The organism is Candidatus Methylomirabilota bacterium (genome assembly GCA_028870115.1).
GTDB lineage: Bacteria > Methylomirabilota > Methylomirabilia > Methylomirabilales > Methylomirabilaceae > Methylomirabilis.
Map to the genome: position 1 here is coordinate 1 of JAGWQH010000031.1, position 13,473 is coordinate 13,473.

Annotated in this window: 15 protein-coding genes; 1 reads left to right on the top strand and 14 read right to left on the bottom strand. The window is 58.4% G+C overall.

What is annotated here, in order from left to right:
- Window positions 1-103 precede the first annotated feature (103 nt).
- Complete coding sequence (locus KGL31_03150; protein ID MDE2320903.1) at window positions 104-1,372, bottom strand: serine hydroxymethyltransferase; 1,269 nt, start codon at window positions 1,370-1,372, stop codon at window positions 104-106.
- Window positions 1,373-1,566: 194 nt separating this feature from the next.
- On the opposite strand from KGL31_03150, the gene leuB reads away from it, so the two are divergent.
- Window positions 1,567-2,649, top strand: a complete 1,083-nt coding sequence (gene leuB, locus KGL31_03155; protein MDE2320904.1) for a 3-isopropylmalate dehydrogenase — start codon at window positions 1,567-1,569, stop codon at window positions 2,647-2,649.
- An 83-nt stretch (window positions 2,650-2,732) separates the two neighbouring features.
- On the opposite strand, the gene KGL31_03160 is transcribed toward leuB, so the two are convergent.
- The 13 genes from KGL31_03160 to ruvX all read right to left on the bottom strand — a co-directional run bounded on the left by KGL31_03160 (window position 2,733) and on the right by ruvX (window position 13,442).
- Window positions 2,733-3,167, bottom strand: a complete 435-nt coding sequence (locus KGL31_03160; protein MDE2320905.1) for a DUF2127 domain-containing protein — start codon at window positions 3,165-3,167, stop codon at window positions 2,733-2,735.
- A 66-nt stretch (window positions 3,168-3,233) separates the two neighbouring features.
- Window positions 3,234-4,310, bottom strand: coding sequence for a tetratricopeptide repeat protein (locus KGL31_03165; GenBank protein MDE2320906.1), 1,077 nt, complete (start codon window positions 4,308-4,310; stop codon window positions 3,234-3,236).
- A gap of 37 nt (window positions 4,311-4,347) precedes the next feature.
- Window positions 4,348-4,950 (bottom strand): peptidoglycan-associated lipoprotein Pal, encoded by a 603-nt coding sequence (gene pal, locus KGL31_03170; protein ID MDE2320907.1) that lies wholly within the window; start codon window positions 4,948-4,950, stop codon window positions 4,348-4,350.
- Window positions 4,951-5,065: 115 nt separating this feature from the next.
- A complete protein-coding gene (tolB, locus tag KGL31_03175) occupies window positions 5,066-6,400 on the bottom strand; it encodes a Tol-Pal system beta propeller repeat protein TolB (protein ID MDE2320908.1) in 1,335 nt (444 codons plus the stop codon).
- Window positions 6,400-7,263: a TonB family protein gene (locus KGL31_03180; GenBank protein MDE2320909.1), complete on the bottom strand. Its 864-nt coding sequence runs from the start codon at window positions 7,261-7,263 to the stop codon at window positions 6,400-6,402. Before KGL31_03180 ends, tolB begins: the two co-directional genes overlap by 1 nt.
- 1 nt (window position 7,264) lies before the next feature.
- Complete coding sequence (locus KGL31_03185; protein MDE2320910.1) at window positions 7,265-7,702, bottom strand: biopolymer transporter ExbD; 438 nt, start codon at window positions 7,700-7,702, stop codon at window positions 7,265-7,267.
- Window positions 7,703-7,707: 5 nt separating this feature from the next.
- Window positions 7,708-8,427 (bottom strand): MotA/TolQ/ExbB proton channel family protein, encoded by a 720-nt coding sequence (locus KGL31_03190; protein ID MDE2320911.1) that lies wholly within the window; start codon window positions 8,425-8,427, stop codon window positions 7,708-7,710.
- A gap of 96 nt (window positions 8,428-8,523) precedes the next feature.
- Window positions 8,524-8,859 carry a hypothetical protein gene (locus KGL31_03195; GenBank protein MDE2320912.1) on the bottom strand — a complete coding sequence of 112 codons (336 nt, stop codon included), beginning with the start codon at window positions 8,857-8,859 and terminating at the stop codon, window positions 8,524-8,526.
- 545 nt (window positions 8,860-9,404) lie between these two features.
- Complete coding sequence (locus KGL31_03200; protein ID MDE2320913.1) at window positions 9,405-9,788, bottom strand: hypothetical protein; 384 nt, start codon at window positions 9,786-9,788, stop codon at window positions 9,405-9,407.
- Window positions 9,789-10,153: 365 nt separating this feature from the next.
- Window positions 10,154-11,200: a 23S rRNA (adenine(2503)-C(2))-methyltransferase RlmN gene (gene rlmN / locus KGL31_03205; GenBank protein ID MDE2320914.1), complete on the bottom strand. Its 1,047-nt coding sequence runs from the start codon at window positions 11,198-11,200 to the stop codon at window positions 10,154-10,156.
- Between the two features lie 42 nt (window positions 11,201-11,242).
- A complete protein-coding gene (locus KGL31_03210) occupies window positions 11,243-11,992 on the bottom strand; it encodes a tetratricopeptide repeat protein (GenBank protein MDE2320915.1) in 750 nt (249 codons plus the stop codon).
- Window positions 11,992-13,011, bottom strand: a complete 1,020-nt coding sequence (gene mltG / locus KGL31_03215) for an endolytic transglycosylase MltG (protein MDE2320916.1) — start codon at window positions 13,009-13,011, stop codon at window positions 11,992-11,994. The genes KGL31_03210 and mltG overlap by 1 nt, the downstream gene beginning before the upstream one ends.
- Window positions 13,008-13,442 (bottom strand): Holliday junction resolvase RuvX, encoded by a 435-nt coding sequence (ruvX, locus tag KGL31_03220; GenBank protein ID MDE2320917.1) that lies wholly within the window; start codon window positions 13,440-13,442, stop codon window positions 13,008-13,010. The genes mltG and ruvX overlap by 4 nt, the downstream gene beginning before the upstream one ends.
- Window positions 13,443-13,473: the final 31 nt, after the last annotated feature.

Here is a 13,473-nt window from a genome sequence, read left to right on the forward strand (position 1 = left end):
GACGACGGACGACTGCGCCATCCTTACCCTCACGGGAATCGACGACCTTTTCTTCGAGACCGCCACAGTAGGGACACTTCACACGCGAGTCCCTCGAAGGATTCTACGTAAGGTGGGGAGAGGAGAGGGCAAGCTGCTCTCGGTACAACGGGAAGGAGTCACAAAGCTCTTTCACACGGGTCGCGACCCCGGACAGGGCCGCCGCGTTGGACACATCTTTAAGGACGTCGGTAATGAGGTTCGCGATCTCTTTCATTTCGCCTTCCCGCATTCCCCTGGTAGTCACGGCCGGTGTCCCGATCCGAATGCCTGAGGTGACGGTCGGCTTTTCCTCGTCGAACGGGATGGCGTTCTTGTTGGCCGTGATCCCAGCCTGATCCAGCGCAATCTCGGCCGCCTTCCCGGTCAGCCCTTTCCCCCGCAGATCGATCAGGAGGAGATGGGTATCGGTTCCGCCGGAGACCAGACGAAAGCCATGGCCTTGCAGCGCCTCTCCCAACGCCTTCGCATTCGCCACGATCTGACGCTGATAAGAGGCGAACTCCGGTGAGAGCGCCTCAGCAAACGCGACCGCCTTGGCCGCAATAATGTGCATCAGCGGACCGCCCTGCATTCCGGGAAAGACCTGCTTGTTCAGGACCGGGGCATACTCCGCCTTACACATGATCATCCCGCCTCGCGGGCCCCGAAGCGTCTTGTGGGTAGTGGTGGTGACGAACTCGGCGTGGGGAATGGGGCTCGGGTGCAGCCCGGCAACGATCAGCCCGGCGATGTGGGCGATATCGACCATGACGAGCGCGCCGATCTCTTTTGCAATCCCGCCAAACTTCGCAAAATCGAGGATTCTGGGATAGGCGCTAGCGCCGACCACGATCAGTTTGGGCCGGTGTGCCCTGGCCAGAGATTGGAGCGCATCGAAGTCTACCTGCTCCGTCGCTCTATTGACACCGTACGGAATCACCTTGAAGAACCGGCCTGAGAAGTTCACCGGGCTGCCGTGGGACAGGTGGCCCCCATGGGACAGGTTCAGCCCAAGGATGGTATCCCCTGGCTCCAGAACAGCAAAGTACACGGCCATGTTGGCCTGCGTGCCGGAGTGCGGCTGGACGTTTACATGATCGGCGCCAAAGAGTCGCTTGGCTCGCTTGATCGCCAGGTTCTCCGCCATGTCAACAAACTCGCACCCACCGTAGTAGCGGCGTCCCGGGTACCCCTCGGCATACTTATTGGTCAGCGTGGAGCCAGCCGCCTCCATCACCGCAGCACTGACAAAGTTTTCCGAGGCGATCAGCTCTAATTTGCTGGCCTGACGCTCGGTCTCGAGCCGAATGACTTCAGCAATTTCCGGGTCAACATCGATAAGGCGCTTCACCCTCTGACTCCCCTGATGCGCTATAAATAACGATGACTCAAATCACCACAAATAGTAATCCCGCGGCCCTCTCGTGTCAAGGCAAAATGGGTATGAAGCAGCCCTTTGTCCTTGACCTCCTTGTCTTGCCGTGTTAGTCATGAAAGCTCTTGACGTTCTGAGTGCGGGTGAAGATCGCTTATATGGGAGGGTTCATGGCTCGGATTGCTGTGTTACCTGGAGATGGCGTGGGACCAGAGATCGTTCGAGAGGCGATGAAGGTCCTAACAAGCGTTGGCGTACTATTCGATATCCCCCTGGAGTTCAAGGAGGGGGTCGTCGGGGGGGCCGCCATCGACAAGCAGGGTACGCCGCTTCCACAGAAGACGCGGCAACTGTGCGGTGTGTGCGATGCGATCCTCTTCGGCGCGGTCGGTGGTCCCAAGTGGGACAGCCTGCCGGTAGATCGCCGGCCGGAGCGGGGCTTGCTCACCTTACGCAAGGAGCTGGGACTGTACGCGAATCTCAGGCCAGTGAAGCTGTTCCCTCCCCTCATTGATGCCTCGCCACTGAAGCGCGAAATCATTGAGGGGATCGATCTGATGGTGCTGCGCGAGCTGACCGGCGGCCTCTATTTCGGCGAACCAAAGGGGATCAAACCGGTTGAGAACGGCCAAGGAGAACGAGGCGTGGATACCCTCATCTACACCACCCATGAGATCGAGCGGATCGCCAGGATCGGATTCCAGATCGCCGCACAGCGTCGGAGGCGACTGACTTCCGTCGATAAGGTCAATGTGCTGGCCAGCTCCCAGCTCTGGCGTCGCGTGGTCACCGAGACGGCGAAGGAGTTCCCTGATATCGAGCTGGACCACATGCTGGTGGACAACTGCTCAATGCAACTCGTCCGCGATCCTCGACGGTTCGACGTCGTGCTGACCGAGAATACCTTCGGAGACATCCTGAGCGACGAGGCCGCCATGCTCGCCGGTTCGATCGGGATGCTACCCTCAGCAAGCCTGGGCAACGGACCCGGCCTGTACGAACCGATCCATGGCTCCGCCCCAGACATCGCCGGCCAAGACACGGTTAACCCTCTTGCCACCATCCTGTCCGTCGCGATGCTCCTACGCCATTCACTTCACCACGAGTCAGCAGCGGCCGCTATCGAGGCCGCGGTAGGTCGGGTACTCGAAGCCGGGTACCGAACAGCCGATATCTGGCAACCCGGCCCCACGGTGCTGGTAGGTACAGCGCATATGGGCGATCTTGTAGTCGAGAGTATTGTGAAAGGCTGAGCGTACCCGGGATCGGTTTTGTCGCAGTCGAAGCGCAGAAGGATGTGCGAAGGCCTGCGGGACAGGCGCCGCGTCGCTGTCCGTTAAAGCGACGACGATCGAATGCGGCGGCGGATCAGATACCATACGATAAACACGTTAATCGCAACCGCAACCGAGTAGGTGAACCGAAGCGACCAGACCACTTCGTACAGCTCAAAGGGAATGAAGAGCCCCGTCCCGCTAATTGTCAGCCAGTCCGCCCAGACCCGTCCCAGGTGAAGTCCCCAGGCCATGGAGAGCAGAAGGGCTGAGTACAGGATGGTTACGAGCCCGATCGCAACGATCTGCTTCGGAGAGATTCCGGTAAGCCACTCGAGTAGCCCAAGAAGATAATGGTTCTCCGGATCGATGCCCAGCGAATCCGCTACTTCCCCGGCCAGATCGGAAATGTCTTTGTTGACCAGGGCAAAGATACCAAGGCCAATCAGTAAGAACACAACCCCGCCAAGGGCCTTGAGGACAATGATCGTCCGCAAGGCCCCATCTTTGGATATAGTCGGCTCTGACAAGGCACCACCCTGAACGTCAATACCCAACCTTCCTTACTTGACTTGGTTCAGCCGCCCCTTGGCCCGCTTCGCTTCTTGCGACTTTGGGAACTGCTTGATAAGCAACTCGAACTCCTTAATCGCCTGGTCAGAATTCTTCTGGCTATAATACGACTCGCCCAGCCAGTATCGAGCGCTCGGTAGACGCTTGGAGTCCGGGTACAGTTCGATGATACTCCGGAAGCCGTTGATTGCTGATTCATAGTTGCCCTTCGTATAGTCGGTGAGCGCATGGCTGTACAGCTCATCAGCGCTCTGTAAGCTAGTCATCGGTCGGGCAGCCTGGCCCGGCGTCGAAGGCGACTCCGCCTTCCGAGCGGCGGGTGGTGGGGGCGTCACCTCTTGAGGCGGAGCCTGGGCAGCCGGCGCAGGTGGAACAGGAGGGGGCGCCGTGATCGGGGCAACCGCGGGGGGCGGGGACTGCGTCCCGGCGCGAGACGAGCCGGCAGCACCAGTGATCGGTTTCCCTTTAGTTGTTTTTCTGGCTTCGGTCAGCGCCAGTTGCGCAGTTGCGTTGACCTGCTCAATTGCAGCGTTCGTCTGTTGCGCCATCTGTTGGAGTGATGCCGTCACTTGCTGCGCGGTCTGCTGGGATATGCCTCTCGCCTCCTGTGCAGCAACAACAGCCTGATTGACCTGCGTGTCAAACCCGTTCATTCGCCGTCCAAGTTGATCGAGCTGACGCTTGGACTCATCGATCTGCCGGCTCATCTCCGCGACGCCGTGACCCACCTCCTCGGTATGGCCCTGAGCCAGGCGCGACTCGGCGGTCAACTCGTCCAGCTTCGCCGCGAGGGCAGCTTGTGACTGCACGAACCCTTGGTCGATCTTTGACAACCTTTCTTCTATGGCTCCACGCGCACGCTCGCTCTTGTCCAAGCGACCCTCGAGCTTCTTCAGACGCTCTTCGAGAAACATCCGGGTCCCTTCAGCGGTTCTGGAGACGGCTGCCAGCTCGCTCTTCGTTGAGTCCACATCACGCTGAACCATACGCAGAGGCACGTCTCCCTCACACCCCACAGTCAACACGCTAAGGGTTAGCGCAGCCACTAGCGGGGGAAAAAGCCTCATTTCCTATTCTCCAGCACCAGCTATTCCGCGGGTGTCGCTATTTCGCGCTGAGGACAAAATGGGCGCGCCGATTCCACTTCCAGGCGGATTCGTCATGCCCGAGAGCGAATGGACGCTCTTTTCCAAAACTGATGGTGCTGATCCGATTCGCTGCGATCCCGGCAGCCACCAGATAATCGCGCGTGGCCCTGGCCCGCCGTTCGCCAAGCGCAAGGTTATACTCACTGGTGCCGCGCTCGTCGCAGTGACCTTCAATGGTCACCTTAGCCGCGCCGTCTTTCTTGAGCCATTCGATGTCCGCAGCCAAAAGCTTTTTCGCGTCTTCTCGAATCTCGGATCGATCGAAATCGAAGTAGATATCGTGCAGGGCTGACTCTGCTGCCTTCGCTGATGTGCCCGCCTTCATCTCCGCCTCCGCGACCTGTGCTTCCGGAACTGCACCAGCCTCCGGCGTCACCTTGGTTTCAGGCGGCTGAGGCGCGACCTCGGTGGGGGTCTTTTCCGGAGCGGCGGCTTTTGGCGCCTGCATCGCCATTGGGCTCGGGGCGGTCTCTACAACCTCTGGCTTCTTCGGGCATCCGGTCAGAAACAACGCCACGCCTACCAGGGTAATGGTGGATCCGATCCATTTTCGCTGCATCCAGCTCATCTCGATCTCCTCCCCTTGTTCTCACCAGCGATCTCTTTCTACGCCATCCTGTCCAAATTCCGTTCACGTCTTCGCTATGTCGTCTGACAGGTGCTGCCTCACTCACCTACGGCGACCAGTCGGCGAGGTAATTCTCCTGTCCGTTCTTGGTCAACTGATGCTGATTCGATCCATTAGCCTCCATAATATACAGATCCCGACGACCTTTCCGCGTTGAGGTGAAGAGAATATGCCGACCGTCAGCCGACCACGACGGCTCCTCGTTATTGCGCGAGCTTGAAGTCAACTGGACCAGCCCCGTGCCGTCGGGATTGATCAGGAAGATGTCGAAGCTTCCCCGCGGTCTGCCTACAAAGGCGATCTTGTCCCCACGCGGGGACCATCGAGGCGACACGCTGTACTCTCCGACCCCGAAGGTCAGACGCCGGACATTGGTCCCTTCGATATCCATCAGATAGATCTGGGGTGTACCGCCACGATCCGAATTAAACACGATCTGCCGCCCGTCAGGAGCGAAGGAGGGGGAGATATCGATATGTGGCCCCCGCGTCAACTGACGAAGTCCGGTCCCATCCGGCCGGATGAGAAAGAGGTTTGTGCCCGCTCCGCTACTCATCGAGAAAACGAGCCATTTGCCATCCGGAGACCAGGCCGGGGCAACGTTGAGTCCAGGACTGGACGAAATCTTCTGGCGTCGTCCGGTCTCCAGATCGATCACGAAGAGATCAGGATTCCGATCACGATAGGAGGTGTAGGCAATCTTCTTGCCGTCAGGAGACCACCGTGGGGAGAGGTTGATGGAGTGATTGCCGGTGATCAGGAAAGGATTATAGGCGTCATAGTCCATGACATAGATTTCTTTGGCGCCATTTGCGGATGAGACATACGCAATCCGGGAGGATGCGATCCCCTTTTCTCCGGTCAGCCGGAAGACGACCTCGTCCGCCAGACGGTGCACCATCATCCGTAAGGTCCTGGGATCTCCAGCGTATCGCTTGCCGGAAAGCATCTCGCCCTTCGTTACCTCAAAGAGCTGACCCTCCAAGACAAGTTCACTGCCCCGGGACGAGAGCTTTCCGACCACTACGGCCTGGACCTTCAAGGAGTTCAGTGCCGGCAGTAACCCCTTTTCCTGCCCAAACTCGACTTGGTTAGCCTCGACCGGGAGAAACGACGGATCAATGATATCGAAGATCCCCGCGTTCTTCAGGTCATCGGCTAGGATGGCGCCCGCCTGTGTGCTCAGATCCTCCGCCTTGGAGCCGCCCTTCAGCGGTGGGAAGCCTACGACCGCAATCGTAATCTTCTGCGCCTCCTTTCGAACAATGTCTACGGTATATTTCTCCTCCGCGGCGACAACCGGCAGCGGGAGCGTCGCCGCGACAAATAGACCGAAGACAAAGAGCGCGTTGCGAATGCTCAGGCAACAGTACGATCTCATCAGCTCTTCTCTCCCACGAATGTAAAGCGCAACTCAAGCGAGAGCGCCTCGGCTTTATACAGTGGAGGCAGCGGTGGCAGCGGACTCGAGAGGCTAACGGCGCGAATGGCCGAGGCGTCAAGCAGGCGGTCTCCCGAGGACGACCCGATAGCCAGGCTGCGGACCTGCCCGGAACGAAGGATCTTCAGGGAAAGACTCACGCTGGCCGTCGTGCCGGGACTCATCTTTGGTGGCGTCCAGTTACCAGTAATTTTATCCTGGATCAGAACGAAGTAATAGGCCAACGCCGGATCAGTACTCCCCACCGTCACCCCAGTTTCCGTGGCCGTCCCGAGGCCCTGACCCGCTCCCGCGTTTGTCAGATCACCGACCGGCGCCGTGATCACGGGCTGGGAGAGGGCAGGGGCAGAAGCCACCTGTGGGGCAACGATCTTCGGGGGAGCCGGTGGTGTTACCGCAGATGCGGCAGGCTGGCGCTCTGGGGCTCGGTGTCTACCCGGCAGGGTCATCTCCTCGGTCCGCGTTGGGACCGCGGAGGATCGTACCGCTGCCCCCTGGATACCCGACTTGGGGAGTGATGGGAGCGTAAGCAGATCCCGCGGCGGAGCGACGGCTTTCGCCGTTGCAGTCGCGGCCCTCTGTGCTGCCCGGAAAGGAGAAACCGACTTCTGCGTACTGTCCGTCCCCTTTGGAGATACGAGCGTCACTTCGTAGTTCAGCGGTATCTTGAACGGCTTGCCGTGAAGCCACTGTGGACCGTACACTACGGCAACCACCAGAAGTCCATGGAGTAAAACCGAGAGACCGCATGAGGACGACACTTCCGACAAGGGGGTGCGTCGTCCCACTACTGCTACCGCCACGCTACCGTCCCTTCGCCCCGGGCGGAATCGGCTCGGTTACCATCCCTAGCCGTTCAATGCCGGCCTTCTTCACCGCATCCATCACCTTCACGACAACGCCATAGGCCACCCCTTCATCCGCCCGAAGGAACACGGCTGCCTTTGCATTGCGCTGTCGAAGCCCGACGAGGACTCCCTCCAGTCTGGCAAGGGTGATGGGCTGATCATCCAGATAGACGGCCTTCTCCTTGGTGATCGTCAGCATCAGTCGCTCCTCGGGTCCGACATTCTTGGTCTCGGTCTTAGGCACCTTGACGTCGATTCCCCTGAGCATCATCGGCGCCGTGATGAGGAAGATCACGAGGAGGACCAAGACCACATCGACGAACGGCGTAATATTGATCTCGGAGAGCGCACTGCCCCCGGGTCGCTCACTCGAACCTGTACCCGGTGAGACCATCGCCGTCAGCGGCTCCTCGCCAGGATCCGTTCGGCCAAGGTGAGAAACTCCAGGCCGAATAACTCCATCTCCGTCGCCTGCCTTCTGACCCGATTCACAAAGTAGTTATAGGCCATGACTGCGGGAATAGCCGCCCCCAGTCCGGCCGCCGTGGTGATCAGGGCTTCAGCGACCCCAGGCGCCACAGCGCCCAAGTTCGCGGAACCCGCCTGGCCAATACTGGCGAAGGCATCCATGATCCCCCACACCGTTCCAAAGAGACCGACGAACGGTGTCACATTCCCCGTGGTCGCCAGAAAGATCAGATTGCGTTCTTGTTGCGCAACCTCCTTCATGCTCGCATGGCGGAGGGTCCGGCTGATGAGATCGAGCGGCTCCTTATGAATAGGCATGTCGGCTGCCGTCGCCCTCGCCTCATTGGCGGCCGGCCATTGACTAGATGGACCTGGACCGCCTTTTACCAACTGGCTGAGCTCTCGATACCCCTCCTGAAATACGCTCACAATGGGGCTTTTCGTAAACCGCTTCGACTCTTCAAAAACAGTCGTCAGGTTCTTGGCTGATCGAAAGATATGAAGGAACTGAGTCGATTCTCGTTGGCCTCGTCGGAACACTCCGAACTTCGTGAAGATCAGTGTCCAACTCATCAAGGAGAAACCCAACAAGATGAGCAGCACCGCCTTCGCAACGAGTCCTGCTTGCACAACAAGGCTTACAACATTCATCGCATGGTCCTTAAGTTGTGCTTATACCATCACCATGTATCATGGTCAAGATCATTCAATGGGCGTTTTCGCGCCCGCCCGCTCCTCCCGAGGCCTTTACCGCGTGTCCCGCTGAACCTCCTCCGGTAAGTTCGAAGTGTAGGAGTACGACTTAACGACCCCACGCTCGGTAAATTTGACATGCAGTTCCTTGGAAAGAGCTCGGCCAAAACCGCCTGCCCTCACGTAGGCCCACGTCCAGGTCTGATCCCCATCCTCGATTCCGACCTGGGCCGGAGAGCCAAACAGTTGAAGCAGCTCAGCCCGTGTGGTCACCCCGTTTTTAATCATCTCAGAAGTCGGCGTCCGGAACTCCTCCCCCACAGAGACACACCCGGTGAGCAGCAGGATGAAGCATCCAAGGCTTAAGATACGACGATACGAGTCATGCATCTTTCCCTCCTCTTCCGGCAGGGTTGACAGCACGTGATGAGCGGATTCGTACTTCACTGTCCGTTATTTAGACACCTCATTATTCAGAGCGTTCGACGATCCCTCAAGAAATATTCGGCAAAAAATAGTACTCGATCTTTCGTCATCGAAGTCGCTTACATCTCACGGCGGCACTGTCCAGGCCTTCCTCAAGCCTGGTCATGTCATAAACTTCCCGTCAAAAAGGGTATACCCTCCAGGTAACCCAACACAAACAGAGGACATTGACCGATGTCCCAGACCATGAGCCTACATCATGGGAAAGAGAATAGCACCGAGTAAGAAGATGGAGCAAGGTCTCCCTTACACACGCGCGATGGCGACCAGTAACCGATCTGCCAGGGGTTGCGGCGCGGTGCGCAGTGGCTGCCGCAAAAGGCGCTGGAAGAACAGGTGGAGCGGCTGTAGGGGAACGCTGGTATACGCGGTGTGCGGACGGAACGCTGCGGGGGCATCATTGGTTAGCTCGCACCCGTGATAAGAGAGCTAAACGTGGCAGACCACAACTAGGGACGGTCGAAGATGATGCAATAAACGCCGGAGTTGCCGCCCGATGCCTGGCAGGGAAACACTTCTGTCCTGGCCATAAGATCATCGCTGCCAATCTTGGCAAACTCTTTTCGAATGGTTGCCTCAAGGAATGCTTGATCGTCCAGGTGTTGAGTTACTGCTGCCTTCGAGATCAGATTCACAGCAATGGAGCAACCCTTGGAACGTTGCAGGGCAGTGATTTGCTCCAGCAATTTGAATGAGTCACCCAGGGGTTGACGGGTAAGAATCAATACACCCTGCACTTGCTTTGGTCCGGATACCGTTGGCTGTGTAGTCTCTTCTCCGCTCTGCTTGTCTGCCGTGTGTTGCCCACGGAATACTTTACGCAGGAAACTCATTTTCGCTTCTCCTTATGAGTACGTGATTGCGAACGTGCTGCCCGCCGTGATTGGCAGTGAACGGGCTGATCCTTGTATAGATCATCGTTGTGTTGATATCTCGGCCTTCCTCCAGCAGGCATGTAGTAAAGCAGTGATTGAGGAGAGAACAGACCCGAAGTCGCCAGAAAATAGCACGGCTCCTCGGGGCTCACCTTGACTCTGAAGGACCGTACATATTCCTTCCGCCGGTCTGACCTTGATCTGCCTCGATATGCATCGTGCCTCTGCGAAGGAGGACCCCATGCCACTCGACATATGCTAAGTTGACCATCGTAGGGATGTCAAGGGGAAATGGATACGAAGAGGACATTGTGGCTCACTATTTACGGTCTTTTCTCGATGCTTGCAGTAGCCAGCAAACCACAGGCGGCTAAAATGTCCAGGCCGCGGCTCTCGCGGACGGTGGCTAGGATGCCGGCCGATTTCAGCATACTTTGGAATATCTCGACGCGCTCCTGCGAAGGTCGCCGAAACGGGATGGCGGGAGCCTCGTTCAAGGGCAGGAGATTCACCTTGCACCGAAGGCCGCGCAAAAGTCTTATGAGTTCGCGGGCGTCCTCCGATCGGTCGTTTACCCCATCGATTAACACGTATTCGAATGTAATCCGCCGTCGAGGGGGGAGCGGATAGGCGCTAAGCGCGGCCATGAGCTCTTTGAGGGGATAGCGGCGATTGATCGGAACCAGGCGATCACGAAGCTCATTGGTGCTCGCATGGAGTGACACGGCCAGGTTCACCCCAAGCCCACTCTGGCCGAGTCGCACAATCTCTGGGACCAGTCCGACGGTAGAGAGGGTGATCCGGCGGGGCGGATACGCGGGGCCCAGAGGATGCGCCAGGATTGCGAGCGCCTTCACAGTGGCATCGTAGTTGTGGAGAGGCTCCCCCATCCCCATCAATACCAGATTGCCGATCCGCTCTCCTGGTTGTAGATCCCGCTGGAGCACGAGTACCTGATCGACGATTTCACCCGGCTGTAAGTGGCGGACGAATCCCATCTTTCCTGTGAGGCAAAAGGCGCAGGCTAGGGCGCACCCCACCTGAGTAGAGAGGCAGGCGGTCAGCCGCCCCTCATCAGGGATCAGCACCGTTTCGATCCCTCGTCCGTCCGCGCAACCAAACAGGTATTTGCGTGCACCGTCTCGGGAAACCTCTTTGCCAAGAGGCGCGAGGGCACCGATGTCCGCTCGCTCGGCCAGTCCATTGCGTAACGTTATCGACAGATCGGTCATCTCAGCGAACGTGCGGGCGCCGCGCCCGTAGATCCAGTGAAAGAGCTGACGGCCCCGATAAGCGGGCTCGTCATGGTCGGCGACAAAGCGCTCCATCTCCTCAAGGTTCAGCCCTTTGAGGTCGATCTTGTTACGCATTGTTTTACTCGAGGAATGGGAAGGGGTATACCACGGAGGAGGCTATTGACTAAGCTGTTTGAGCTGGCGCATCGCCTCGACCGCCATCTCGCTCGTGGGGCTCAACTCTACCACCTTTTGAAACGCTTGCCTGGCCCGGTCTTTCTCATCGGCCGACAGGTAGGCAAAGCCCAGGCTCTGGTATGCCGTGGCGAGATCAGGCGCCTGTTTCACGGCCAGGGTCAGCTCGGCAATCGCCAGTTCCAACCGTCCTTGCACCAGGTAGGCGTAGCCTAGTCGATTGTGGGCCTCGGCGAAATCGGGGGCAATCTCCAGTACGCGCTTGAACTCCACAACCGCGTCGGCAATCCGTCTCTGAACTACGTAGATATTCCCCAGATTCAGGTGCGCTTGCTCCGGAGACAGGTAGGCGGGGTTCGAAAGCGCCTGCCTGAAGGCATTGATAGCCTGGTCGTACTTAGCCTGCTGAACATAGGCCGAACCAAGATTATTGTAGGCATCAGAAAATGTCGGATCGAGCTGAACTGCCCTCTGAAAGGAGGCAATGGCCAGATCGGGCCGGCGATCCACCAGGTATGCCAATCCCAAGGCGTTGTGATAGGTCGGATTATCCGAGGCGTCGCCGATCGCCTGGCTGAACTCCGCAATGGCTTGCTTGGCCTCGCCACTGGCCAGACGTGCGACGCCAATATTATAATGGATATCGGCCTTTTTCTCTTCCATCGCTATCTGCTCTGAGGCGCAGGCAGCAAGAAGACAGCTCAGTCCAACAATGACCACCCGACCCCGCATCACCCGGCCCTCCTGATCTGATACCGCCTCACCATTGCGCTGTGCTCCCGCAGCGAAGTCGAGAATACGTGCGTTCCATCATTTTTTGATACGAAGTACAGATATTGGGACGAAGCGGGATACAGGGCAGCCATGACGGAGGCGCGTCCAGGGCTTGCGATCGGACCAGGCGGCAGGCCTCGGTGAAGATAGGTGTTGTATGGCGAGGGCGCCTGCAGGTTCGCTTTGGTAAGCTTACCGCTGAACCGCGAGAGGCTGTAGAGCACCGTAGGATCGGATTGCAGCGGCATCCCTAGCCGCAACCTGTTATGGAACACCGCTGAGATGAGTGGTCGTTCTACGTCCGCCCTCGCTTCCCGTTCGATCAGTGACGCGATAGTTACCACCTCCGCAACTGACATCTTTAACTCCCTGGCGCGCGCCCGCTCCGCAGAACCGAACACCTCCGCAAATCGCTGAGTCATCAATCCGATAATCGCCTCCTCGCTCAGTCCCTTGACGAGGCGATAGGTATCAGGAAACAGGTATCCCTCAAGCGACTGACCATCCACTCCGTACTGCTGGAGCAACCGGCGTTCCTGCAGGAGGGCCATAAACCGTTTCTGATCGACCAGTCCCTTTTCTTGAAGGAGTTCAGCAATCTGCCTGGCGGCAAACCCCTCGGGAATCGTCACCCGATTGACAAACCCTTTCCCCTGCTCGATCCGGCGAATCACCTCAAGCAGGCCGATGCCAGGGGCGAACTCATACTCTCCGGCAAGCAGGTGTCGTTGCGTGCCGCGAGCGACAGCGACAACCAGAAAGGCGAAACGACTGCGGATCACATGCGCATCCTTCAGCGCCCTTGCGATATCGAATGCGCCCGTCTGCGGTCTGATGACCACAGCCCGCGCAGCCTCGTTCGCAGATGGCACAGGCCCGCTCAGGGCATACCACGCAAGACCTCCTCCCACCACCAGACAGAAGGCCAGGGCAAGAGCCCGCCGGGACAGCGAAGGCAACGGGAGCGTCGCACTCACGAGGAGCGCTCCTGCTGACGATGACAGCGATCGAGGAACCCCTGCAGGATCAGGAGGGCCGCCATCTGATCGACGCGCCGCTTTCGCTTGGCCCGCGACAAATCGGCCTCAATCAGTAAGCGTTCAGCCGCTCTGCTGGTCAGCCGCTCGTCCCACATCGTCACCTTCACAGACACACTCTCTTCCAGTCGCCTGGCAAACGCAAGTGCCTCCTCAGCCGCGGGGCCGAGAGAGCCGTTCATATTCTTTGGCAGGCCGACGACCACCTCTAGCACACCGTACTGATCAATCAACTCTTGAAGGATGCTGAGAGCTTCTTGCTCTGAAGAAGGTTCGAGTGATGACAGAGGCTGAGCTGTCAGCCCCAATTCATCACTTACCGCCACCCCGATACGCCGCGTTCCAAAATCGATCCCCAAGTATCGCGTCACTGCTCGTTGATTCCCTCCTTGACCTCTGAGA

Coding starts and splice junctions, on each gene's coding strand:
- pal (MDE2320907.1), bottom strand. CDS start 4,950: ATGCAGCGAAAATGGATCGGATCCACCATTACCCTGGTAGGCGTGGCG.
- KGL31_03185 (MDE2320910.1), bottom strand. CDS start 7,702: ATGGTCTCACCGGGTACAGGTTCGAGTGAGCGACCCGGGGGCAGTGCG.
- tolB (MDE2320908.1), bottom strand. CDS start 6,400: ATGAGATCGTACTGTTGCCTGAGCATTCGCAACGCGCTCTTTGTCTTC.
- KGL31_03190 (MDE2320911.1), bottom strand. CDS start 8,427: ATGAATGTTGTAAGCCTTGTTGTGCAAGCAGGACTCGTTGCGAAGGCG.
- rlmN (MDE2320914.1), bottom strand. CDS start 11,200: ATGCGTAACAAGATCGACCTCAAAGGGCTGAACCTTGAGGAGATGGAG.
- leuB (MDE2320904.1), top strand. CDS start 1,567: ATGGCTCGGATTGCTGTGTTACCTGGAGATGGCGTGGGACCAGAGATC.
- KGL31_03165 (MDE2320906.1), bottom strand. CDS start 4,310: ATGAGGCTTTTTCCCCCGCTAGTGGCTGCGCTAACCCTTAGCGTGTTG.
- KGL31_03200 (MDE2320913.1), bottom strand. CDS start 9,788: ATGAGTTTCCTGCGTAAAGTATTCCGTGGGCAACACACGGCAGACAAG.
- KGL31_03195 (MDE2320912.1), bottom strand. CDS start 8,859: ATGCATGACTCGTATCGTCGTATCTTAAGCCTTGGATGCTTCATCCTG.
- KGL31_03210 (MDE2320915.1), bottom strand. CDS start 11,992: ATGCGGGGTCGGGTGGTCATTGTTGGACTGAGCTGTCTTCTTGCTGCC.